The 22,666-nt window shown below is 71.9% G+C and carries 16 protein-coding genes; 8 read left to right on the top strand and 8 right to left on the bottom strand.

Annotated features, from left to right (window positions below; translation table 11 throughout):
- The first annotated feature begins 43 nt into the window (after nt 1-43).
- Entirely contained in the window at nt 44-2,677 is a 2,634-nt protein-coding gene (gene glgP / locus OG522_RS11890) for an alpha-glucan family phosphorylase (RefSeq protein ID WP_329462932.1), read from the top strand.
- A 122-nt stretch (nt 2,678-2,799) separates the two neighbouring features.
- On the opposite strand, the gene OG522_RS11885 is transcribed toward glgP, so the two are convergent.
- Together OG522_RS11885 and OG522_RS11880 are read right to left on the bottom strand one after the other, a co-directional pair.
- On the bottom strand, nt 2,800-4,836 hold the full coding sequence (locus OG522_RS11885) for a M4 family metallopeptidase (RefSeq protein ID WP_329462931.1): 2,037 nt from the start codon (nt 4,834-4,836) through the stop codon (nt 2,800-2,802).
- Nucleotides 4,837-5,021: 185 nt separating this feature from the next.
- The gene (locus tag OG522_RS11880; protein WP_329462930.1) at nt 5,022-5,930 is read right to left on the bottom strand and encodes a TetR/AcrR family transcriptional regulator C-terminal domain-containing protein; all 909 of its coding nucleotides are present in this window, start codon (nt 5,928-5,930) and stop codon (nt 5,022-5,024) included.
- 114 nt (nt 5,931-6,044) lie between these two features.
- Here OG522_RS11880 and OG522_RS11875 point away from each other — a divergent pair, with 114 nt between their 5' ends.
- Nucleotides 6,045-7,556 carry an MFS transporter gene (locus tag OG522_RS11875; protein ID WP_329462929.1) on the top strand — a complete coding sequence of 504 codons (1,512 nt, stop codon included), beginning with the start codon at nt 6,045-6,047 and terminating at the stop codon, nt 7,554-7,556.
- A 23-nt stretch (nt 7,557-7,579) separates the two neighbouring features.
- Here the strand turns inward: OG522_RS11875 and OG522_RS11870 are convergent, their stop codons facing one another.
- Nucleotides 7,580-8,296 carry a PaaI family thioesterase gene (locus OG522_RS11870; protein ID WP_329462928.1) on the bottom strand — a complete coding sequence of 239 codons (717 nt, stop codon included), beginning with the start codon at nt 8,294-8,296 and terminating at the stop codon, nt 7,580-7,582.
- Nucleotides 8,297-8,429: 133 nt separating this feature from the next.
- Here OG522_RS11870 and OG522_RS11865 point away from each other — a divergent pair, with 133 nt between their 5' ends.
- Nucleotides 8,430-8,939 carry a DinB family protein gene (locus OG522_RS11865; protein ID WP_329462927.1) on the top strand — a complete coding sequence of 170 codons (510 nt, stop codon included), beginning with the start codon at nt 8,430-8,432 and terminating at the stop codon, nt 8,937-8,939.
- Between the two features lie 19 nt (nt 8,940-8,958).
- Here OG522_RS11865 and OG522_RS11860 read toward each other — a convergent pair whose 3' ends face one another.
- From OG522_RS11860 to OG522_RS11850, 3 genes are all read right to left on the bottom strand, one after another.
- Nucleotides 8,959-10,119 (bottom strand): DUF1266 domain-containing protein, encoded by a 1,161-nt coding sequence (locus tag OG522_RS11860; RefSeq protein ID WP_329462926.1) that lies wholly within the window; start codon nt 10,117-10,119, stop codon nt 8,959-8,961.
- Nucleotides 10,120-10,219: 100 nt separating this feature from the next.
- Complete coding sequence (locus OG522_RS11855; protein WP_329462925.1) at nt 10,220-12,115, bottom strand: ABC transporter ATP-binding protein; 1,896 nt, start codon at nt 12,113-12,115, stop codon at nt 10,220-10,222.
- Nucleotides 12,112-14,100: an ABC transporter ATP-binding protein gene (locus tag OG522_RS11850; RefSeq protein ID WP_329462924.1), complete on the bottom strand. Its 1,989-nt coding sequence runs from the start codon at nt 14,098-14,100 to the stop codon at nt 12,112-12,114. The genes OG522_RS11855 and OG522_RS11850 overlap by 4 nt, the downstream gene beginning before the upstream one ends.
- Before the next feature lie 216 nt (nt 14,101-14,316).
- Here OG522_RS11850 and OG522_RS11845 point away from each other — a divergent pair, with 216 nt between their 5' ends.
- From OG522_RS11845 to OG522_RS11830, 4 genes are read left to right on the top strand one after another with little or no spacing between them, the layout of a single operon-like run.
- Complete coding sequence (locus OG522_RS11845; protein ID WP_329462923.1) at nt 14,317-15,219, top strand: ABC transporter ATP-binding protein; 903 nt, start codon at nt 14,317-14,319, stop codon at nt 15,217-15,219.
- Nucleotides 15,220-15,275: 56 nt separating this feature from the next.
- Nucleotides 15,276-16,004, top strand: a complete 729-nt coding sequence (locus OG522_RS11840; protein WP_329467553.1) for an ABC transporter permease — start codon at nt 15,276-15,278, stop codon at nt 16,002-16,004.
- A gap of 56 nt (nt 16,005-16,060) precedes the next feature.
- Nucleotides 16,061-17,326 carry a sensor histidine kinase gene (locus OG522_RS11835; RefSeq protein WP_329467552.1) on the top strand — a complete coding sequence of 422 codons (1,266 nt, stop codon included), beginning with the start codon at nt 16,061-16,063 and terminating at the stop codon, nt 17,324-17,326.
- Nucleotides 17,319-17,960 (top strand): response regulator transcription factor, encoded by a 642-nt coding sequence (locus tag OG522_RS11830; protein WP_329462922.1) that lies wholly within the window; start codon nt 17,319-17,321, stop codon nt 17,958-17,960. Before OG522_RS11835 ends, OG522_RS11830 begins: the two co-directional genes overlap by 8 nt.
- 21 nt (nt 17,961-17,981) lie before the next feature.
- Here the strand turns inward: OG522_RS11830 and OG522_RS11825 are convergent, their stop codons facing one another.
- On the bottom strand, nt 17,982-18,560 hold the full coding sequence (locus OG522_RS11825; RefSeq protein ID WP_329462921.1) for a methyltransferase family protein: 579 nt from the start codon (nt 18,558-18,560) through the stop codon (nt 17,982-17,984).
- A gap of 258 nt (nt 18,561-18,818) precedes the next feature.
- Entirely contained in the window at nt 18,819-21,062 is a 2,244-nt protein-coding gene (glgX, locus tag OG522_RS11820) for a glycogen debranching protein GlgX (protein WP_329462920.1), read from the bottom strand.
- Nucleotides 21,063-21,205: 143 nt separating this feature from the next.
- Between glgX and OG522_RS11815 the strand changes: the two genes are divergently transcribed.
- Complete coding sequence (locus tag OG522_RS11815; RefSeq protein ID WP_329462919.1) at nt 21,206-22,435, top strand: L,D-transpeptidase; 1,230 nt, start codon at nt 21,206-21,208, stop codon at nt 22,433-22,435.
- The last annotated feature ends 231 nt before the right edge of the window (nt 22,436-22,666 follow it).

The following is a 22,666-nucleotide window of genomic DNA, read 5'->3' as shown; positions in this document are numbered from 1 at the left end:
GGTGCGTCACCCCGATACGTGCATCCCCTGCAAAGGTGGAAACGTGAAGGCAATCCGTCGATTCACCGTGCGTCCCGTCCTGCCCGACGCCCTCCGGCCGCTCAGCGATCTCGCGCGCAACCTGCGCTGGTCCTGGCACACCGAGACCAGAGAACTCTTCCAGACCGTCGATCCCGAGGGCTGGCGGGCGGCGGGTGAGGATCCCGTGCGGCTCCTCGGCGCCGTCAGCGCCGACCGGCTCGACTCGCTCGCCCAGGACCGCCGCTTTTTGCGCAGACTCACCGCCGTCGCCGACGACCTCGACGACTACCTGCGCGGCCGCCGCTGGTACCAGCAGCAGCCCGGCGAGCTCCCGGCCGCCGTCGGCTACTTCTCACCCGAGTTCGGCATCACCGCCGCCCTGCCGCAGTACTCCGGCGGCCTCGGCATCCTCGCCGGCGACCATCTGAAATCCGCCAGCGACCTCGGCGTACCGCTCATCGGGGTCGGCCTCCTGTACCGGCACGGCTACTTCCGCCAGTCCCTGTCGCGCGAGGGCTGGCAGCAGGAGCACTACCCGGTGCTCGACCCCAACGAGCTGCCGGTCTCCCTGCTGCGCGAGGAGAACGGCACCCCAGCCCGGGTCTGCCTCGCGCTGCCCGGCGGGCGCTGTCTGCACGCCACGATCTGGCAGGCCCGGGTCGGCCGGGTGCCGCTGCTCCTGCTCGACTCCGACGTCGAGGAGAACGGGCCCGGCGAACGCGATGTGACCGACCGGCTGTACGGCGGCGGCAGCGAGCACCGGCTGCTCCAGGAGATGCTGCTCGGCATCGGCGGAGTGCGCGCGGTGCGGACGTACTGCCGACTTACCGGACACCCGGCGCCCGAGGTGTTCCACACCAACGAGGGCCACGCCGGGTTCCTCGGGCTTGAGCGCATCCGCGAACTGGCCGGTGAGGGGCTTGAGTTCGACGCCGCCCTTGAGGCGGTGCGGGCCGGGACGGTGTTCACCACGCACACTCCGGTACCGGCCGGCATCGACCGCTTCGACCGCGAGCTCATCGCCCGCCACCTCGGCGACGACGGCGAGCTGCCCGGGGTGGACGTGGGGAAGATCCTCCAGCTCGGCATGGAGACGTACCCCGGTGGCGAGCCCAACCTCTTCAACATGGCCGTGATGGGGCTGCGGCTCGCCCAGCGCGCCAACGGGGTCTCCACCCTGCACGGCGCGGTCAGCCGGCAGATGTTCGCGGGCCTGTGGCCCGGCTTCGACGCGGACGAGGTGCCGATCACCTCCGTCACCAACGGCGTGCACGCCCCGACCTGGGTCGCGCCCGAGGTCTTCCGGCTCGGCGCCCGCCAGATCGGCGTGGGCCGCACCGAGGACGCGCTCACCGTGGGCGGCTCGGAGCGCTGGGACGCGGTCGCCGAGATCGCGGACGCGGAGATCTGGGAGCTGCGCAGGGCGCTGCGCGAACAGCTCGTCACCGAGGTGCGGGACCGGCTGCGGACCTCGTGGCGCCAGCGCGGCGCGGGAACGGCCGAACTCGGCTGGATCGACGGGGTGTTGAACCCCGACGTGCTCACCATCGGCTTCGCCCGCCGGGTCCCCTCGTACAAGCGGCTCACGCTGATGCTGCGCGACCGGGACCGGCTGATGGAGCTGCTGCTGCATCCGACGCGGCCGGTGCAGATCGTCGTCGCGGGCAAGGCGCACCCCGCCGACGACGGCGGCAAGCGGCTGGTCCAGGAGCTGGTGAAGTTCGCCGACGACCCGAGGGTGCGCCACCGGATCGTGTTCCTGCCCGACTACGGCATGGCGATGGCGCAGAAGCTGTACCCGGGCTGCGACGTGTGGCTCAACAACCCGCTGCGCCCCCTTGAGGCCTGCGGGACCAGCGGCATGAAGGCGGCCCTGAACGGCTGCCTCAACCTGTCCGTGCTGGACGGCTGGTGGGACGAGTGGTTCGAGCCGGACTTCGGCTGGGCCATCCCGACCGCGGACGGCGCGGCGACCGACGAGGACCGGCGCGACGAGCTGGAGGCGAACGCGCTGTACGACCTCATCGAGGACCAGGTCGCCCCGCGCTTCTACGACCGGGGCCCCGGCGGGCTGCCCGACCGCTGGATCGAAATGGTCCGCCGGACCCTGGCGACCCTGGGCCCGAAGGTGCTCGCGGGGCGGATGGTGCGGGAGTACGTCACCCGTCTCTACACCCCGGCCGCCGCCGCCCATCGTGCCCTGGATCCCGACACCGCACGGGAGTTGGCGCAGTGGAAGGCCCGGGTGCGGGCCGCCTGGCCGCGGGTGGCGGTCGATCACGTCGAGGCGCTCGCCCCGGGCGCCGCGGCCCCGGGCGGCACCGCGGAGCTGGGCTCCACGCTGACGCTGCGGGTACGGGTCGGGCTCGGTGACCTCACACCCGAGGACGTCGAAGTGCAGGCGGTGGCCGGCCGGGTGGACGCCGCCGACTCCATCGCCGACGCGGCCGTCTTCCCGCTGAAACCGGCGGGCGGCCCCGGACTGGAGGGCCGCTGGACCTACGAGGGGCCCCTCGCGCTCGACCGCACGGGCCCGTTCGGCTACACCGTCCGGGTCCTGCCGGCCCATCGCCGGCTGGCCGCCCACACGGAGCTGGGCCTGGTGGCGGGCCCGACCCGGGCGACGGGGGAGGGCGCGGGCGTACTGCTGCGCTGAGTCGCCGGCCGTGCCCGGACATGGGCGGTGCCCGGAGCCTCGTGGGCTCCGGGCACCTTCACTTTCCGGCCAGCCGCCTGGTCAGAAGGTGAGCCTTCAGGGGCGGGACATCAGGAGCGGGCTCAGAAAGTGAGCTTGAAGTCGGTGACGGTACCGACGTCCTGACGGGCCTTGTCCTGGACCTTCAGCTTCCAGGTGCCGTTGGCAGCGACGCTGGAGGCGTTGACGGTGAACGTCTTGTCCATGTTCGCCGTCGAGTCCGAGGACGAGTTCTGCAGGCGGAACGACGTGCCGTTCGGGGCCACCAGGTCGATCTGGAGGTCACCGATGTAGGTGTGGGTGATCTTCACCCCGACCTTGAGGGCGCTCGGCGCGTTGCCGGTGATCCCGGAGACGGTGACCGGGTCGGTGACGGCGGCACCCGGGTAGTCCGGGACGGCCACCCGAGTGGTGCTCTCGAAGACCTTGCCGCCGGGGTCGCCGCCGCCGGCGCGGGCGCCGACGTTGATGGCCGCCCAGGCGTTGGTGACGTTGGTGACCTCGGCGCTGTTCGCGCCGTACAGCTCGGTCGCCGCGGCGATGGTGCCGGCGCGGGCGCCCGCGTAGTCCGTGGAGGAGTTGAACTTGGTGGTGAGCGCCTTGTACCAGATGAGCTGGGCCTTGTCGCGGCCGATGCCGGTGACCGGCAGACCGTCGGAGGTCGGCGAGTCGTAGCTCACGCCGTTGATGACCTTGGCGCCGCTGCCCTCGGAGGCCAGGTAGAACCAGTGGTTCGCCGGGCCCGAGGAGTAGTGGACGTCGAGGTTGCCGACGCCGGAGTACCAGCTGTCCGCGGAGCCGCCGTCCTTGCTCGGCTTGTCCATGTAGCGCAGCGGGGTGCCGTCACCGTTGATGTTGATCTTCTCGCCGATGAGGTAGTCACCCGGGTCGGAGGGGTTGTTCGCGTAGAACTCCACCGAGGTGCCCATGATGTCGGAGGTCGCCTCGTTCAGACCGCCGGACTCGTCCGCGTAGTTGAGGCCCGCGGTGGCCGCCGTGACGCCGTGCGACATCTCGTGGCCGGCCACGTCGAGCGAGGTCAGCGGGTCGTTGTCGCCGGACCCGTCGCCGTACGTCATGCAGAAGCAGCTGTCGTCCCAGAACGCGTTCACGTAGGAACTGCCGTAGTGGACGCGGGAGTACGCGGCGACGCCGTCGCCCCGGATGCCGCTGCGGCCGAAGACGTTCTTGTAGAAGTCCCAGGTGACCCCGGCGCCGTAGGCGGCGTCGGCGCCCGCGGTCGCGGCGTTGGAGTTGGTGCCGTCACCCCAGGTGTCGGTGGACTGGGTGAACAGCGAACCCGTGCCGGACGTACCGTGGTTGAGGTTGTACGTCTTGTGCCCGCCGCGGCCGGTGTCGTTCAGCGTGTAGCTCGAACCGGACTGCGAGGTGCCGAGGGTGACCTGGCCGCTGTAGTGGGTGTTGCCGACACCGGTCTCGATGCCCTGCCACTGGTGCAGCGTGGCGCCCGTCTTGGCGTCCGTGATGACGTGCAGCTGGTTCGGGGTGCCGTCGTCCTGGAGCCCGCCCACGATCGTCTCGTACGCGAGGGTCGGCGCGCCCTTCACCATCCAGATGACCTTGCGGGCGCTGTCGGCCTTGTCGGCCTTGGAACCGGCGGCCTTGGCAGCCTTGAGGGCCTGGTTGGTGGCGGTGGCCGGGGCGTCGGCGGGGGCGGTGGTGGATATGCCCTTCAGCGCCGCGCTGTTCGCCTTGGCGACGTTCTTGGTCGCGCCGGTCGGGCTCTGGTCGACCATCAGGTCGCCGCCGAGGACCGGCAGGCCCTGGTAGGTGCGCTCGTAGCGGGTGTGCGTGGTGCCGTCCTGGTCCTTGGACACATCGTGGACGACGAGCTTCTCCTGCGCCGTGAGGCCGAGCTGCTGGGCGGTGGCCGCGGTGGTGGCGGTCGCCTTGCGTATGAGCTCGGCACGCTGGGACGGGGAGAGGCCGGCGGGCAGGGCGCCCGGGTTGCGAACCGCCTGGGCCTTGAGGGCCGCGGTGGCCGCGGAGTCGTCGGGGCGTGCGCTGGCGTTACCGGCCTGGACGCCGACACTGAGCATTGCGGCTGCGGCGAGCAGGGCGCCGGTAGCGGTGGCACGACGACGGTGCGTGGATCTCACGCGAACTCCTTCTGCGAGGGGGGTACCGGCCGACTGGGTGGGTCGGCCGGAGAGAGCAAGCGGAGCGGGTGCGGTGAAAATGTGGTGCGTGGAATGGGGAGAGAGTGCCAGCACCAACGAACGCCTGTCAGGAGCGCGTCAAGAAGTTGGCCGAAAAGCGTCCGCTGTCCGAAGGTCGCCGTTCGTTAAGCGGACGTTTCGGCGATGATTACTGCAATGCCGTCAAGGAGACGGTCGAGCCCGAAATCAAACAGCGAGTCCAAGTCGAGCTCGAACGGCTCATGTTCGAATACCGAGGCCAGTACGGGGTAGCCACCGCTCGCGACGATGGCCGCAAACCGACGCTCGTTCCGGTCCATCCACTCGTGGTTGGAGACCCCGGTGTCCTGGAGGGCCAGTGCCTCCAACTCCATGGCCATGCCCAGGCCTTGGACGTACGCGATCAGCAGCAGATGCGCGTGCATGACCTGGCGCGCACCCAGGTTCGCCTCGCGCAGGGCCCGCAGCACCCACTCGGTGTACTTCATCGCCTCCGGCATGGGCTCCGGCCGGATGAACGAGGCCATCGCCCGCGCCATCCACGGATGCCTGCGGTACGACACCCACAACTGCCGTGCGGCATGTGCGAGTTGAGCCCGCCAGTCGCCGGACGGGCGCCCCAGCGGCAACTCGCCGAACCCCACGTCCGTCATCAGCCGGACGAGCTCCTGCTTGCTCGGCACGTGCCGGTACAGCGCCATCGTGGACGTGCCGAGCTCGGCGGCGACCCGCCGCATCGAGAGCCCGGCCAGGCCCTCGCCGTCCGCGATCCGCACCGCGGCGGCCACCACGCCGTCACGGGTCAGTGGCGCCGCGCCGCCGCCGGGGTGCGCGGGGGCCGCGTCGGCGACCACCGTGCCGACCCCCGGCACCGCTCGCACCAGTCCCTCCCGGGCGAGCGCGGCGAGCGCCTTGGTCGCGGTGGCCATCGCGACCCCCGACTCGCGCACGATGGCCCGCGTGGAGGGCACCCGGTCGCCGGGCGCGAGCTCTCCGGAGGCGATCCGGTGCCGGATGCCGGCGGCGATGGCGAGGTAGGGCGGCTCGGCGGTCACGGGCGCAGTGTACTAGTGCGCCGTACGGCGTCCCGACCGCTGATTGCAGGGGTGCCCTAGGGGTGTACTAGGCATGGCGTGGCACCGTACGCGGCGTGCTGCTTCGGTATCCCCATGGACACCACCACCGGCCCCTCGGCAGGCCGCACGCAACCGGCGCCGCCGCGCGCCGGACGCCGGGAATGGACCGCTCTCGCCGTCCTCATGCTGCCCCTGCTGCTCGTCTCCATGGACGTCTCCGTCCTGTACTTCGCCATCCCGTTCATCAGCGCGGACCTGGCGCTCAGTTCCACTCAGCAGTTGTGGATCCTGGACATGTACGGCTTCGTGCTCGCCGGCCTCCTGATCACCATGGGCGCGCTCGGCGACCGGATCGGCCGCCGCACCCTCGTGCTCGCCGGAGCGGGCGTGTTCGGCCTGGCCTCGCTCGCCGCCGCCTATGCCGACTCGGCCCAACTCCTCATCGCCGTACGGGCATTGCTGGGCGTGGGCGGCGCCGCCCTGATGCCCTCCACGCTCGCCCTGATCCGCAACCTCTTCCACGACGAGAAGCAGCGCGCCCAGGCCGTCACCGCGTGGACCGGCGTCATGACCCTCGGCATCTCCTTCGGGCCGGTCGTCAGCGGCGCCCTGCTCGAACACTTCTGGTGGGGGTCGGTGTTCCTCATCAACCTGCCCGCCATGGTCCTCCTGCTGATCCTGGCGCCGCTACTGCTGCCCGAGGTGAAGCAGAGCGCACCCGGCCGCTTCGACGGGACGAGCGCCGTACTGTCGCTGACCGGACTGCTCCCGGTGGTCCAGGGCGTCAAGGAACTCGCCCGCAACGGCGTCCAGTTGCTGCCCCTGCTGTCCGTCGGGGCCGGACTCGTCCTGCTGTACGTCTTCGTCCGGCGCCAGTCCCGGATCGCCCACCCCCTGGTCGACCTGGAGCTGCTGCGGCGGCGCAGCTTCGGCGGCGCGGTGCTCGCCAACCTCTTCGCCATCGCGGCGACCGTGGGCATGGCGGTGTTCCTCACCCAGTACCTCCAGTCCGTGCTCGGCAAGAGTCCGTTCCAGGCGGCGCTGTGGAGCCTGGTGCCCGCCGCGGGCGCCTTCGTGGGCGCTCCGGCCGGTGCCGCGCTCGCCCGGCGCCTGGACCGCGGGAGCGTCATGGCCGGCGGCTTCGCCGTCTCCGCCTGCGGCTTCCTCGCACTGACCCAGGTCCGCACGGACTCGGCCCTCTGGTTCACCCTCACCGCCTGCGCGGTGTACACCTCGGGCCTGGTCGCGGCGATGGCCCTCGCCAACGAACTCGCCCTCGGCGCGGCCCCGCCCGAGCGGGCCGGATCGGCCGCCGCCGTCCTGGAGTCCGGGCAGGAGCTCGGCGGCGCCCTCGGCATGGCGGTCCTCGGTTCGGTGGGCGCCGCCGTCTACCGCCACGGCATGGCCAACGCCCCGGCCGCCGCCCGCGAAACCCTGGGCGGAGCGCTGGCCACCGCCCACGGCCGCGACCTGACGGCGGCCTTCGGCGCCTTCACCCGCGGCCTCGACTGGGCCGCCCTGGGCGCGGCCGTCCTGATGGCGGCGGCGGCGGTCCTCGCGCTCACGCTGCTGAGGGCGCGGCGAAGCGGTCCCTCGGCGGCGTGAGCGCACGCCCCGGCCCCGGGGGCTCAGCGCGGGTCGATCCACAACGACGAGGCGACCGCGCGGAGTTCACCCGAAGCCGAGGCGAGCGCCACCCCCATGCGGTGCTTGCGGCCCTCCTCGCCGATGATCCAGGCGTACGAAATCAGCTCCTCGCCCACCCGGACCGGCCGCAGCAGCCTCGCGGTGAGCGAGGCCGTCACGGCCCCGGGCCGCTGGCGACCGAGCAGCCGGCCGGCCGCGTTCCCGGGGCAGTCGAGGGCGCCCCACACCAGCTCCGGCGGCAACTCCCCGTTGGAATCGGCGAGTTGGGTACCGGGGCGCCAGGCGGTCGCCACCAGGCCGCGGCCCGGGACCTGGCCGCAGTGCTGGCGAAGCCCGGTGTCGGGGGTGCGGTCGAGTCCGCAGCCGAAGCAGTCGACCACGCCGTCCGGCGGGGCCGCCCGGTACGCCTTCGCCGCCGCCGACGCCTCCTGCCAGGACGGGGGGCTGGGCACCTCGGTGCTCTGGTCGGCGGGGACGGCGACGGCCAACAGGTCCTCGCCGTGGGTGAGTTCACTGCCGCCGTCCACGGTCGGGGCGAGGCGGACCGGCGTCCCGGTCGGCACCGGCCGCCGGAAGTCAACCCGCACCGTCTCCGCGGCCGCGCGACCTGCCAGCACCCCCGCCACATACCCGCCGAAGGCCACCCCCGGGTACCCCTGGAGGTGGGCCGGGACCGTGATCGTCTCTGTGTCGGTCATGCCCGCCACCCCATCACACCGGGCCCCGGCCGGGGCTTGGGAGGCCGGTCGCGGAAGGTGGTCCTCGCCCCGGGACGACGGCCGGGGGTATGTTCGGCCGGCCCGGTCGCACGTACCACGAGGGAGCTCACCCATGACCGACGACCACCGCATAGGCCCACCCCACTTCGGCGACGAGCGCGAGACGCTGCGTGCCTTCCTCGACTACCACCGGGCGACGCTGGCCATGAAGTGCGAAGGGCTCAGCGACGAGCAGCTGCGCCGGCAGTCGATGCCGCCCTCGACGCTCTCCCTGCTCGGGCTCGTACGGCACATGGCCGAGGTCGAACGGGCCTGGTTCCGGCGGCCGTTCGAGGACAACGACGCGCCGATGGTGTGGTCGAAGGAGATCGACTTCCAGGCGGCGTACGACGCGAGCGAGTCGACCCGGGCCGAGGCCTTCGCGGCCTGGGAGGCGGAAGTCGAGCACTCCCGGCGGATCGAGCGCGCGGCCGCCTCCCTCGACCTCGCCGGTCACCAGCCGCGCTGGGGCGAGGACGTGTCGCTGCGCATGGTCATGCTGCACATGATCCTGGAGTACGGCCGCCACAACGGCCACGCGGACCTGCTGCGCGAGGGCGTCGACGGGACGGTGGGCGCCTGAGCGCGGGGCCCGGTCCGGCTCAGCGCCAGGGTATGTTCCGCCACGGGCTGGCCTCGTTCTCGGTCAGCAGCCGGTGCGCCACGACGTTCTGCTGGTAGAAGCGGCCGTAGGACTCCTTGTCGAAGCGCAGCACCCGGCCCAGCGTGTACGAGGCGGAGAAGTCCTCCCAGGAGCGGTGGGCCGACTTGCTGAGCGCCCCCGCGTACACGATCGCCTGCTCGGCCTCGTGCGGTGTGCACAGCCGGGCCGAGAGCCCCCAGCGGGCCAGGCTCACCGCGCGCCCGTAGTCGTAGGCGGCGGTGGTGGTGACGCGGCCGTCGGGCGGCAGCAGGCCGTCCGCCCGGAACCGGGCCTCGTACCGGATGACCCGCCTGACCAGCTCCTCGATGTCCTTGACGGTGTCGTGGCCCGCCCCGATATCCTGGGCGTGCCCGGCGGCCGTCTCGCGCCACAGCTCGGCCGGTGGCGGCTCGCCCAGACCGGCTCGCAGCTCCTCGCGCACCCGGAGTACGAAGTCGGCGTCCGCCGGGCTGTTGCGCGCGTCGAGCAGGGCGTCCAACTGCCGTTTCCAGCCGCTGGGTTCGGCGATGCCCCACAGGTCGCGGAGGAGCGTGCGCTCCTCGGTGTAGTCGCGGTAGGCGGTGCCGACCTCGTTCCACGGCACCCCGTTGCTGACCGACAGATGCGCGCCGCAGGCGAGTCCGTAGGCGAGCGGCCCGTGCAGCGCGCCGTGCCGCAGCGCGATCAGCCGGCCGCCGTCCGGGCGCTCGGTCTCCTCGTGGATCCGGCGCCACACCGCCCGGTGGTCGGGGGTGGCCGGCAGGAAGACCTGGGCCGGGGTGCCGGCGTTGACCGCGAGCAGCTGGTTCGGGTCCCGCCAGCCGAAGTCGGCGATCCACTTCAGGGAGACTCCGTGGAACACCCACTCGGGATGCCACGGCGGCAGCATCCCGCGAGTGAGCACCGGCTTGCACTGCCAGCCCGACGGGTCCCGGTAGGAACGCCAGGTGACCAGGTCGGGCCGGGCGTCGGCCTCCGCCTTCGGCGCGCCGATGTACAGCTCCTCCTCGCGGGCCAGCACCCGCAACTGCGCCTCGACGTCCCCGCGCAGTCCCGCGGTGTGCAGCAGCCACTCCGTCTCCGTCGGTGCCGCCCAGTTGGTGCTCGTCCCCGTTGCCACGCCCCGATCCTACGAACCGGCCCCCGGCGCACGCGCGGCAGGTGCCGGGAAAGCCGCAGGCCGGGGCGGGCCGCACGCCCGCGGCTCGCCGCCCGTGGGCTCAGGCCAGGCTGTCGCGCCAGGCGCGGTGCAGGTCGGCGAAGCGGCCCGTTCCGGCGATCAGGTCGGCAGGGGCGCCGTCCTCGACGATGCGGCCGTGCTCCATCACCAGGACCCGGTCCGCGATCTCGACCGTGGACAGCCGGTGCGCGATGACCACGGCGGTACGGCCCTTGAGGACGGTGTGCATGGCGCGCTGCACCGCCCGCTCGCCCGGGATGTCGAGTGAGCTGGTCGCCTCGTCCAGGATCAGCACCGCCGGGTCGGCGAGCAGCGCCCTCGCGAAGGCGACCAGTTGGCGCTGGCCCGCCGAGATGCGGCCGCCCCGCTTGCGCACGTCCGTGTCGTAGCCGTCCGGCAGACTCGCGATGAAGTCGTGTGCGCCGATCGCCTTCGCGGCCCGCTCGATGTCCTCTCGGGTGGCGTCCGGGCGGCCGATCGCGATGTTCTCGGCGACCGTGCCGGAGAACAGGAACGCCTCCTGGGTGACCATGACGACCCCGCGCCGCAGCTCCCGTACGGACAGCTCGCGCAGATCCGTACCGTCGAGCAGCACGCGGCCGCATGGGGGTCCGTCCTGCTCGGAGCCCGTCGGAGAGCTGGGGGAAGGGTCGTAGAAGCGGGCCAGGAGTTTGGCGAGGGTGGACTTGCCGGCGCCCGTCGAGCCGACCACGGCGACGGTCTGGCCCGCCTCGATGGTCAGGTCGAAGCGGGGGAGCACCTCGCCGCCGGTCCGGTAGCCGAACGAGACCCCCTCGAAGTCGACGCGTCGGCCCGGCAGTTCACGGGTGGTCTCGGGCAGCGAAACGGGGTGCGCCGCCTCCGGTACGGACGGGGTCTGGGCGAGCAGTCCGGCGATCTTCTCCAGGGAGGCGGCCGCCGACTGGTAGGAGTTGAGGAACATGCCGAGCCGGTCGATGGGGTCGTACAGGCGGCGCAGGTAGAGCACCGCCGCGGCCAGCACACCGAGCGCCAGACCGCCGTCGGCGACCCGCGTCGCACCCCACAGCACCATCGCGGCGACCGCGGTGTTGCCGACGAGGCGGGAGCCGGTCACATAGCGCGCCATCTCCAGGATCGCGTCGCCGTTGCGCCGCTCGTGCCGCCGGTTGAGCTCCATGAACTCGGCGTCATTGGCGCGCTCGCGCCGGAACGCCTGCACCGGCCGGATCCCGTTGAGCGTCTCCGCGAACTTGACGATCACGGCGGCGATGGCGGTGGACCGGGCGCCGTACACGGCCTGGGCCCGGCGCTGGTAGGTCCGGATCAGGAAGTGCAACGGGAGGTAGGAGGCGACGGCGAGCGCGCCGATGCCCCAGTCCAGCCAGAGCAGCATCGCGCAGATGTAGACCGAGGAGAGGATCACCCCGATCAGTTCCTGGAGCCCCTCGCTGAGCAGCTCCCGCAGCGACTCGACGTCCGTGGTGGAGCGCGAGATCAGGCGGCCCGAGGTGTACCGCTCGTGGAAGTCCACACTGAGCGCCTGCGCGTGCCGGAAGATCCGCCCGCGCAGATCGAGCAGCACGTCCTGGTTGACCCGCGCGGAGCTCAGGATGAACGCGTACTGGAAGAACCCGGAGGCCAGTGCGCACAGCAGGTACCCGGCTCCGACGGCCACCAGCGGGCCGTAGTCGTGCGCCCGCAGCGCGGGCACGCCGCGGTCGATGGCGTACGCGACGAGCAGTGGGCCCGCCTGCACCGCGGCCTGCTGCACCACGAGCAGCAGCGCGGCCACCACCACCCGTCGGCGCAGTGGCCGCAGCAGGGACCGCAGCAGCGCACCGGTCGCCCCGGCGGGTGCGGGCAGCTCGTCCCGGTCGAAGAGATCTCCGCCCCCGGCGGGCGGCTGTGGCTCCTGGTCATCGGCGGCGGTTTCCTGCCCGACCGTCGCGGTCATCGCCCCTCCCCTTCGTCATCGCCGTGTTCCTCGGCGCCCGACATCAGCCAGGCGTATTCGGCATTGCCGCGCAGCAGTTCCTGGTGCGTGCCGACCGCGGCTATCCGCCCGCCGGACAGCAGCGCCACCCGGTCGGCGAGCAGCACCGTCGACGGGCGGTGCGCGACGACCAGCGCGGTGGTGTCCCGAAGGACCCGCCGCAGCGCCGCCTCGACCAGCGCCTCCGTGTGGACGTCCAGGGCGGACAGCGGATCGTCGAGGATCAAGAACCGCGGACGCCCCACGACGGCGCGCGCCAGCGCGAGCCGCTGCCGCTGGCCCCCGGACAGGCTGAGCCCCTGCTCGCCGACCTGGGTGTCGACGCCCTGCGGCAGCCGGTGAACGAACCCGGCCTGCGCGATGTCGAGGGCGCGCTCCAGATCGGCCGAACTCCCGCCGCCCATCAGGACGTTCTCCCCGACGGAGGCCGAGAACAGCGTGGGCTCCTCGAACGCCACGGCCACGAGCCCGCGCAGCCGCTCCCGGGACATCAGCGCGATGTCCTCCCCGTCGAGCGTGATCCGCCCCCCGCCCACCTCGTACAGCCGGGGCACGAGCGCGGTGAGCGTGGTCTTGCCCGACCCGGTCCCGCCAACGAGCGCCATGGTCTCGCCGGCCCGTATGTGCAGATCGATCCCGGCAAGGACGGGCGGGGTCCCGGCATCGGCATCCGGATACCGGAAGCAGACCCCCTCGAACCGGATCCCGGCCGGCGAAACATCGGCGCGGGCCGGTGATCCTCCGGCTTCTGCGGCGCCGGTCCCGGAAAAGTCAGCCTCTTTGGCGCGGGCCGGCAAATCCCCGGCCTCCGCGGCGCTGGTCGGCAAAAACGCAGCCCCTCCGGCGTTTGAGGAGCGGGGGTCCGGGGGCAGAGCCCTCGGTGCACGGTCCGCGGACGAAGACGGCGGCACATCCCCCGGGGGGTGGCCCGCGGAGGCACCCGGCGCCTCAGCTTCCTCGGCCGCGTCCATGGCCTCGAAGAACCGCACCGTCGCCGTAGCCGACTCCTGGCTCATCGCAAGCAGGAACCCGATCGACTCCACCGGCCACCGCAGGGCCAGCGCCGTCGACAGGAACGCCACCAGCGTCCCGGCCGACAGCTCCCCGTCGGCGACCTGCACCGTGCCCAGCACCAGCGCCGCGCCGATGGCGAGTTCGGGGAACGTGGTGATCAGGCCCCACAGCCCGGCGAGCAACCGGGCCTTGGCGAGCTCGGTGCGGCGCAGCCGCTGGGAGAGTTTGCGGAAGGCGAGCGCCTGGCTGTGGTGCCGGCCGAAGCCCTTGATGATGCGGATGCCGAGCACGCTCTCCTCGACCACCGTCGTCAGATCGCCCACCTGATCCTGCGCACGCCGCGCGACCAGCGAGTACCGGGTCTCGAAGAGCGAGCACAGGATCACCAGCGGGATCACCGGCACCAGCAGCACAAGACCGAGGCTCCACTGCTGCGAGAGCAGGATCGCGAACCCGGCGAGGATCGTGACGCCGTTGACGAGGAGGAAGGTCAGCGGGAACGCCAGGAACATCCGCAGCAGCATCAGATCCGTGGTGCCGCGCGACAGGAGCTGTCCCGAGGCCCAGCGGTCGTGGAAGGCGACCGGAAGACGTTGCACATGCCGGTACAGGTCGGCTCGCATGGCCGCCTCGACCCCCGCGAGCGGCCGCGCCACCAGCCAGCGCCGGAACCCGAAGAGCACCGCCTCCGCCGCCCCGAGCAGCAGCAGATACAGCGCGCCGAGCCACACCCCGCCCGGATCGTGGGCGGCCACCGGGCCGTCCACCATCCACTTCAGTACGAGAGGGATCACCAAACCCAGGCAGGAGGCCGTGATCGCCACAACCGCCGCACAGAACAGGCGGATTCGCACCGGGCGTACATACGGCCAGAGCCTCAGGAGCGAGCGCGTGGCCGACTGGTCTCGGGTAGCTGCATGTGTCTGGGACATCGGAGTCGAGCCTACGGAGAGGCACTGACAGTGCCCACCGAGTTTCGACCGGACCCCGCTGGTCCGCCGGTCCTAGGACCGGTCGCGCGGGCGGGGGGCGCCCCGGAAACCGGCCCGGGGCCGGGAGGTCGTACCGCGCCATCAACCGATCGGTTGATGCCGGGTCGAGCGCGATGGGCGATGTGGCGGACCCCTCGCGAACGGGATTCTCAAGCCATGGCAATCATCGAAGTCAACGCAGTGCGCAAGACATACGGTGGCAGGCCCGCTGTCGACGGCGTGAGCTTTTCCGTCGAGGAGGGGGAGATCTTCGGGATCCTCGGGCCCAACGGCGCCGGCAAGACCACCACCGTCGAGTGCATCGAGGGACTGCGCATCCCGGACGCGGGCACGATCAAAGTCGCCGGATACGACCCCGTCGCCGACCACGACAAGGTGACCCGCATCCTGGGCGCCCAGCTCCAGGAGAGCGAGCTCCAGCCCAAACTCACCGTGCGCGAGGCGCTGGAACTGTACGCCGCCTTCTACCCGAACCCCGCCGACTGGCAGCCGCTCGCCCAGCGCCTCGGTCTGGTCGACAAGCTGACCACGCGCTTCGCCAAACTGTCCGGCGGACAGAAGCAGCGCCTGTTCATCGCGCTCGCCCTGATCGGCAACCCGCGCGTCGTGGTGCTCGACGAACTCACCACCGGACTCGACCCGCGGGCCCGCCGCGACACCTGGGAACTGATCGAGGAGGTGCGCCGCGGCGGCGTCACCGTTCTGCTCGTCACCCACTTCATGGAGGAGGCGCAGCGCCTCTGCGACCGGATCGCCGTTATCGACCAGGGCCGGATCGCGGCCCTCGACACACCCTCCGGACTGATCCGGCGCGCGGCCGGCTCCACCGTCATCTCCTTCACCCCCTCCGGCCCGCTCGACCAGCAGGCCCTGGCCGCGCTGCCGCAGGCCGCCGCGGTCGAGGAGAAGAACGGCCGGCTGACGATCCACGGCAGCGACGAGACCGTCAACGCCGTGATCACCCTGCTCGCCCGACAGCACATCACCGCCCACCAACTCCGCGTCTCCGAAGCCACGTTGGACGACGCGTTCCTGGACCTGACGGAGGCCTCGGCATGACGACCACCCTCACCCCGCCGCGCCCCAACCGCGCCCGCACCTCCCGACCGGCCGCCATGGCCGTACTGAGGACCGAGACCCGGCTCTTCCGCCGGGAGCCCGCCGGACTCTTCTGGATCATGGTGTTCCCGACGGTCCTGCTCGTCGTGCTCGGTTCGATCCCCGGCTTCCGCGACCCCGACAAGGCGCTCGGCGGCATCCGATTCGTGGACGCGTACGTCCCCGTCGCCGTGCTCCTCTCCATGATCATGGCCGGGTTGCAGGCGATGCCGCCCGTCATCACCGGGTACCGCGAGCGCGGCATCCTGCGCCGGATGTCGGTCACTCCTGTGCGCCCCTCGGCCCTGCTCGGCGCCCAGATGGGGCTGCACGGCGCGGCCGCGGTGCTCTCCGCGGCCCTGTCGATCACGGTGGGCCGGCTCGCCTTCGACGTGGCGCTGCCGCACCAGCTCTTCGGGTACGCCCTCGCCCTGCTGCTCGCCGTCCTGAGCGCGCTCGCCCTCGGCGCCCTGATCTCGGCCCTTTCGCGCACCTCGAAGGTCGCCAACGCGATCGGCTCCGCGGTGTTCTTCCCGATGATGTTCAGCGCCGGTGTCTGGCTGCCCGTCCAGGCCATGCCGGACACCCTCGGCCGAATCGTCGAACTCGCCCCGTTCGGCGCCGCCGCCCAGGCGCTCAACGAAGCCGCGGCCGGCAACTGGCCCGGCTGGGGACACCTCGGCATCCTCGTCCTGTGGACCGTGCTCCTGTCGGCGGCGGCCACGCGCTGGTTCCGGTGGGAATGAGCGCGACGCCCTGGGGCGGCCCGGCCGGCCGCCTCCTCGTGGACGAGACTGGGGCCATGAGCGACGGGGTGAGCACCACGAATTTGGACCTGGTGGAAGAGCGCTGGGCGGTCTTCCACCGCTGGGGGCCCTACGGTCTCCTCTTCGTCGGCGGCCTCGCGGCCGCCGCCACCGCCGACCTGCTGATGAGCACCGCCGACCGCTGGGCCGCCCTGGCCCTCGTCGGCGGCGCCGTGCTGCTCCAGCTCTGTTGGGGCCGGCTGCGCCGCAGGTACCCCGGACCGGGCGCCCCCGCGGTCGTCTACTACGTCCTGCGCTGGGGCGTCGGCTTCGCCCTGACCTGGCTCAACCCGTTCTTCGCCTTCTACGCCGTCATCGGCTACTTCGGCGCCCAGGCGCTGCTGCCCCGGCGCTGGGTCAAGGTCGGCCTGTTCGCGACCGCGGTCACGATGGCGGGCTCCCAGTCCGGCGGCCTGCCGCCCAAGGGCTCGATGGGGTGGGTCGTGTTCGGCGCGGTGCTCGTCATCAACGCCGTGCTCCTCACCGTGTTCGGGCACCTCGCCGCGCAGGAGGACGAACGCACCCGCGTGCAGATCGCGACCATCGCCGAGCTGGAGACCACCAACGCCCGCCTCCAGCAGGCCCTCGACGAGAACGCCGCACTGCACGCCCAACTCCTGCTCCAGGCACGCGAGGCGGGCGTCGCCGACGAGCGCCGCCGGCTCGCCGCCGAGATCCACGACACCATCGCGCAGGGTCTTGCCGGCATCATCGCCCAGCTCCAGGTCGTCGCCGGCAGCACCGACCCCCACCTCGTCCGCGAACACCTCGCCAGCGCCCAGTCGCTGGCCCGCCACAGCCTCGGCGAGGCCCGTCGCTCGGTCCAGAACCTCAGCCCCCTCGACCTCGAACACGACCTCCTGCACGAGGCGTTGAAGAAGACCGTCGCCGAATGGGGCACCCGGCACGCGGTGCGCGCCGACTTCACCGTGACCGGCACCGCCGTGCAACTCCACGAAGAGATCGAGGCCACCCTGCTCCGCATCGCCCAGGAGGCCCTCGCCAACGCGGGCCGCCACGCCCACGCCTCCCGGATCGGCGTCACCCTGTCCTTCATGGGCGACGAGGTCTCTCTCGACGTCCGCGACGACGGCCGGGGCTTCGACCCGCTGGACCTTCCGGCGCGCTCCGGCTCCGGAGGTTTCGGCCTCGACGGCATGCGCGCCCGCGCCGAACGCATCGCCGGCGGTGTCACGGTGGAATCCGAGCCCGGTCATGGCACCGCCGTCTCCGCCCGCGTACCGTTGGTCCCCCATGACTGACGCCACCATCACCCTCCTGATCTGCGACGACCACCCCGTTGTACGGGACGGCCTGCGCGGCATGTTCGCCTCGGCCGACGGCTTCGAAGTCCTCGGCGAAGCCGCCAACGGCGTCGAGGGCGTCGACCTCGCCCAGCAACTCGACCCGGACGTCGTCCTGATGGACCTGCGGATGCCCGGCGGCGGGGGAGTGGCCGCGATCGCCGAGCTCACCCGGCGCGGCCTGCGCTCCAAGGTCCTCGTCCTCACCACGTACGACACCGACTCGGACACCCTGCCCGCGATCGAGGCCGGTGCCACCGGCTACCTCCTCAAGGACGCCCCGCGCGAGGAGCTGTTCACCGCGGTGCGGGCGGCCGCCGCGGGCCGCACGGTGCTCTCCCCGGCGGTCGCCTCCCGCCTCGTCACGGCGGTCCGCACCCCCGCCGCCCCCGTCGGCGAACCGCTCTCGGCCCGCGAGCGAGAAGTGCTGGAACTGGTCTCCAAGGGCACCCCCAACCGGGAGATCGCCCGCGCCCTGTTCATCAGCGAGGCGACGGTGAAGACCCATCTGACGCATATCTACGGCAAGTTGGGCGTCAAGGACCGGGCCGCCGCGGTGGCGGTGGCCTACGACCGGAAGATCCTCGGCTAGCCGCCGGACACCGGCCCCGCCTCACCACACGCCGGGTATCAGCCTGCGGGTGACGGCCGCGTACTCCGTGTAGGCGCTGCCCAGCGCCCGCGAGAGGAACCTCTCCTCGACGTGGATGCGGTAGCCCACGGCCATCGCGCCGCCCGCCGCGAAGACGAGGAGGGCCGCCGCGTTGTCGAAGGTGACCCCGAGGGCGAGGCCCGCAAGCAGGATGCCGCTGTAGGCGGGATGGCGCACCCAGCGGTAGGGCCCCGACCGCACGACCTGGTGGTCCCGCTGGACGTGGACCGTGCCGCGGAAGAAGCGGCCCAGGGTGACGATGGCCCACAGCCGCAGGCCCATCCCGGCCCAGACGAAGAGCAGCACGGCCACGCGGGCCGCGGGCGAGGTGGTCGAGTAGTCGAGCGCGGGCGCGGCACGGGCGACCGGGTGGGCCGCCCAGGAGGCCGCCCCTGTCAGCGCCACGAACAGCAGCAGGCTGCGCCACTCGGTGCGCTCGGTGGGCGAGCTGCTCAGCAACTGGCGGACCTGGAGCACCAGTTCGCAGGCGAGCCAGGCGTACATGGTGATCCGGATGGCCAGGTCGATGTCGCCGCTCATGACGCACCACTTCCCTTCGCCGAAGAGTGAACCCCCGATGGCTTCGGCACGTTCAACGGTCCCAGGCAGGGCGGGTGGAGCGGATCGGCCCACGGGTGGAGGGGCGGGTGGAGGTTCCCCCTCGCAGGCCATGCTCGGGCTCGCGGTCGGAGGCGAGGGAGCAAGGGGGGAGCAGACCATCAGGGCGGTACCCAGCGCCAAGCGCCCGGCAAGTGAGCACCCAGCACGTCAGCCAGCAGGCCGGGAACCGGCCCCGGCCTACCCGGTCACCTTCAGTACCAGCATCGCCCGCGCCGGTAGCGTCACCGTTTCGCCGCCCCGGTGGGTCCGGCCCGGCGGGGCGCCCTGCTCCTCCTCCGAGGTGTCCACGACGACCTCGTACGCCCCGGCCCACGGCGGCCCCGGCAGCACACAGCTCGCCGGGCGGTCCGCCGAGTGCAGCAGGATCAGGAAGCTGTCGTCGGTCACCGGGGCGCCCCGCGCGTCGCGCCCCGGGATGTCGCGGCCGGACAGGTACAGGCCGAGCGTCGAGGCCGGCGCGTACCAGTCCTGCTCGGTCATCTCCTTGCCCCGCGCGGTGAACCAGGCCAGGTCCCGCAGCCCGTCCGCGGCCTGCGGGCGTCCGGAGAAGAAGGCCCTGCGGCGCAGCACCGGATGGCGGTGCCGCAACTCGACCAGCCGGGTGGCCAGTTCAAGCAGCCCGCGCGGCCCCGGCTTCTCCAGGAGCGACCAGTCGACCCAGCTGACCTCCCCGTCCTGGCAGTACGCGTTGTTGTTGCCGCCCTGAGTGCGGCCCATCTCGTCGCCCGCGACCAGCATCGGCACCCCCGTCGACACCAGCAGGGTGGTGAGCAGGTTCCGCAGCTGCCTGCGCCGCAGCGCGTTGACCCGGGGGTCGTCCGTCTCGCCCTCCACCCCGCAGTTCCACGACCGGTTGTCGTGGGTGCCGTCGCGGTTGCCCTCTCCGTTCGCCTCGTTGTGCTTGCGCTCGTACGACACCAGGTCGCGCAGCGTGAAACCGTCGTGCGCGGTCACGAAGTTGATCGACGCGTACGGCCGTCGGCCGCCCCAGGCGTACAGGTCGCTGGAGCCCGAGAGCCGGTAGCCGAGGTCGCGCACGTCCGGCAGCGCGCCCCGCCAGAAGTCCCGCACGGCGTCCCGGTAGCGGTCGTTCCACTCGGTCCACAGGGGCGGGAAGGAGCCCACCTGGTAGCCGCCGTTACCGACGTCCCACGGTTCGGCGATCAGTTTCACCCGGCGTAGCACCGGGTCCTGGGCGATCACGGCCAGGAACGGCGACAGCATGTCCACGTCGTGCATGGAGCGGGCGAGGGCCGCGGCCAGGTCGAAGCGGAAGCCGTCCACCCCCATCTCGGTCACCCAGTAGCGCAGTGAATCCGTGATGAGCCGCAGCACCTGGGGCTGGACCACATGGAGGGTGTTGCCGCAGCCCGTGTAGTCGGCGTACCGGCGCGCGTCGGACGGCAGGCGGTAGTAGCCGCGGTTGTCGATGCCGCGCAGGGACAGCGTCGGCCCGAGCTCGCCCGCCTCGGCCGTGTGGTTGTAGACCACGTCGAGGATGACCTCGATGCCGGCGCCGTGCAGGGCCCGCACCATCCGCTTGAACTCGCCGACCTGCTGCCCGGAGGTCCCGGACGCCGAATAGGCGGCGTGCGGCGCGAAGTACCCGATCGAGTTGTAGCCCCAGTAGTTTCGGAGCCCGCGGCGCAGCAAATGGTCCTCGTGCGCGAACTGGTGCACCGGGAGCAGCTCGACCGCCGTCACTCCCAGACGCACCAGGTGCTCCAGGGCCGCCGGGTGCGCGAGGCCGGCGTAGGTGCCGCGCAGTGGCTCGGGGATCTCCGGGTGCAACCGGGTGAAGCCGCGTACATGCAGCTCGTAGATGACCGAGTCGGACCAGGGCGTCTTGGGGCGGTGGTCGTCCGCCCAGTCGTCGTCGTCCTGGACGACCACGCCCTTGGGAACGTGCGGCGCCGAGTCGCGGTCGTCGCGTACGGTGTCGGCGACCTGCTGCTGCGGCCAGTCGCGGACGTGCCCGTACACCTCGGGGGGCAGCGTGAAGTCGCCGTCCACGGCCCGCGCGTACGGGTCGAGGAGCAGCTTCGCCGGGTTCCAGCGGGCGCCCGTCCAGGGGTCCCAGCGCCCGTGCACCCTGAAGCCGTACCGCTGGCCCGGCCGCACCCCGGGGACGAAGCCGTGCCAGATCTCATGGGTCAGCTCGGTCAGGGCGAGCCGGGTTTCGCCGCCCAACGGGTCGAACAGGCACACCTCGACCGCCTCGGCGCCGCCCGCCCACAGCGCGAAGTTGGTGCCCGCCACGCCGTCCGGGCCGACCCGGAAGCGCGCCCCAAGCGGGGTCGGCGCGCCCGGCCAGACAGGTGGGCGCAGGGCCCCCGGTTCACCCCGGTGGCCGCGTCCCCGCGCGGCGGCCGCGCTCCTCGCGGCACCCCGCACTGCCTCCTGCTCGGCTGCGCTCGACACCTGACGGCCTCCCGCGGCTCGGCGCCCGGCCGAGCGCGCGGCGTCCCGGCCGCGGCTCCCCAGGCGTGTTCCTGCACCTGTTCTGCCCGCAACAGCCCTCGTACTCACGTTTCCCCCGGCGGGGGGCGGTCGTTGGGTCGGTCGTGAGAGACGTACTGAAGCGGGCAGGGGCGGGCGCGGCCGCCGCCCTGGCATGGGCAGGACTGACGGCGGTCCTGGTGACCGGCCTTACCGGGTGCTCGGGCGGCAGCCTGGACCTCGGCGACATCGGGGGCAAGGCGTTGACCCCGCAAGAAGCGATCCTGGTGACCCCGGACGACGGGGCCAAGGGAGTCAAGGCGGACGGGAAGCTGGAGGTGCGGGTGCCCAGCGGGCGCCTGGAACGCGTCAAGGTGATGAAGACGGAGGACGCGCAGCCCGAGGAGGTGCCGGGGAAGATCTCCGCGGACGGGCTGACCTGGACCCCGAGCGGCACGGCGCTCCAACTGGCGGCCGCGTACACGGTGGACAGCGTGGCGCTCGACGGCCACGGCCGCCGTCAGGCGCGCCACACCAGCTTCACCACCTATGTGCCCGAACACCGTTTCATCGGGTACTTCAAGCCGGAGAACCGTTCCACGGTGGGCGTCGGCATGATCGTTTCCTTCAGCTTCAACCAGGCGATCAAGGACCGGGCCGCCGTCGAGCGCGCCATCAAGGTCACCGCGCAGCCCCCGGTGGAGGTGAAGGGCCACTGGTTCGGCTCCGACCGGATCGACTTCAGGCCGCGCGAGTACTGGAAGCCCGGCACCCGGGTCACCGTCGACATGCGTCTGCGCGACGTGGTGGCCGCACCCGGCGTCTACGGCATCCAGGACAAGACGATCGGCTTCACCATCGGGCGCGACCAGGAGTCCCTCGTCGACGCGGAGGCGCACACCATGGAGGTGCGGCGCAACGGCGAGCTGGTGTCCACGCTGCCGATCTCCGCGGGGTCGCCGAAGAACACCACGTACAACGGGAAGATGGTCGTCACCGACATGTTCGACGTGACCCGGATGAACAGCCGGACCGTCGGTTTCGGCGGTGAGTACGACATCCCGGACGTCCCGCACGCCATCCGGCTCACCAGCTCGGGCACCTTCCTGCACGGCAACTACTGGGCGCCGGCCAACACGTTCGGCAACACCAACACCAGCCATGGCTGTGTGGGCCTGCGCGATGTGAAGGGCGGCAGCTCCGACACCCCGGCGGGCTGGTTCTTCGACCGCACCCTCATCGGCGACGTGGTGCAGGTCGTCAACTCCCGTGAGCGCGAGGTCGCTCCCGACAACGGGCTCAGCGGCTGGAACCTCGACTGGAACAGGTGGAAGGCCGGCTCCGCGATCTCCTGAACGCCCTTCCCCGAAACCTCCCAATCCCTTCGAGTTCTCGGATTCCCCGAGTTCCCGGACCTCCGAGATCCCCCGCATTCCCCGGCTTTCCCGGATTGCTTGAACGCACGGCCCTTGACCGTTCCCGGTTAACCAACCGGGAACGGTTCCTGTGTTTCACCTGAGAGTTCCAGGACGAGTTGGGACTGAACGGTGACATTGAAGGGGCGATCGGGGTCCGTTCGGTGTGAT

The organism is Streptomyces sp. NBC_01431 (genome assembly GCF_036231355.1).
In the GTDB taxonomy this organism is placed as follows: domain Bacteria; phylum Actinomycetota; class Actinomycetes; order Streptomycetales; family Streptomycetaceae; genus Streptomyces.
Note: the sequence above shows the minus strand (reverse complement) of the source record. Positions and strands in the feature narration are given on the sequence as shown.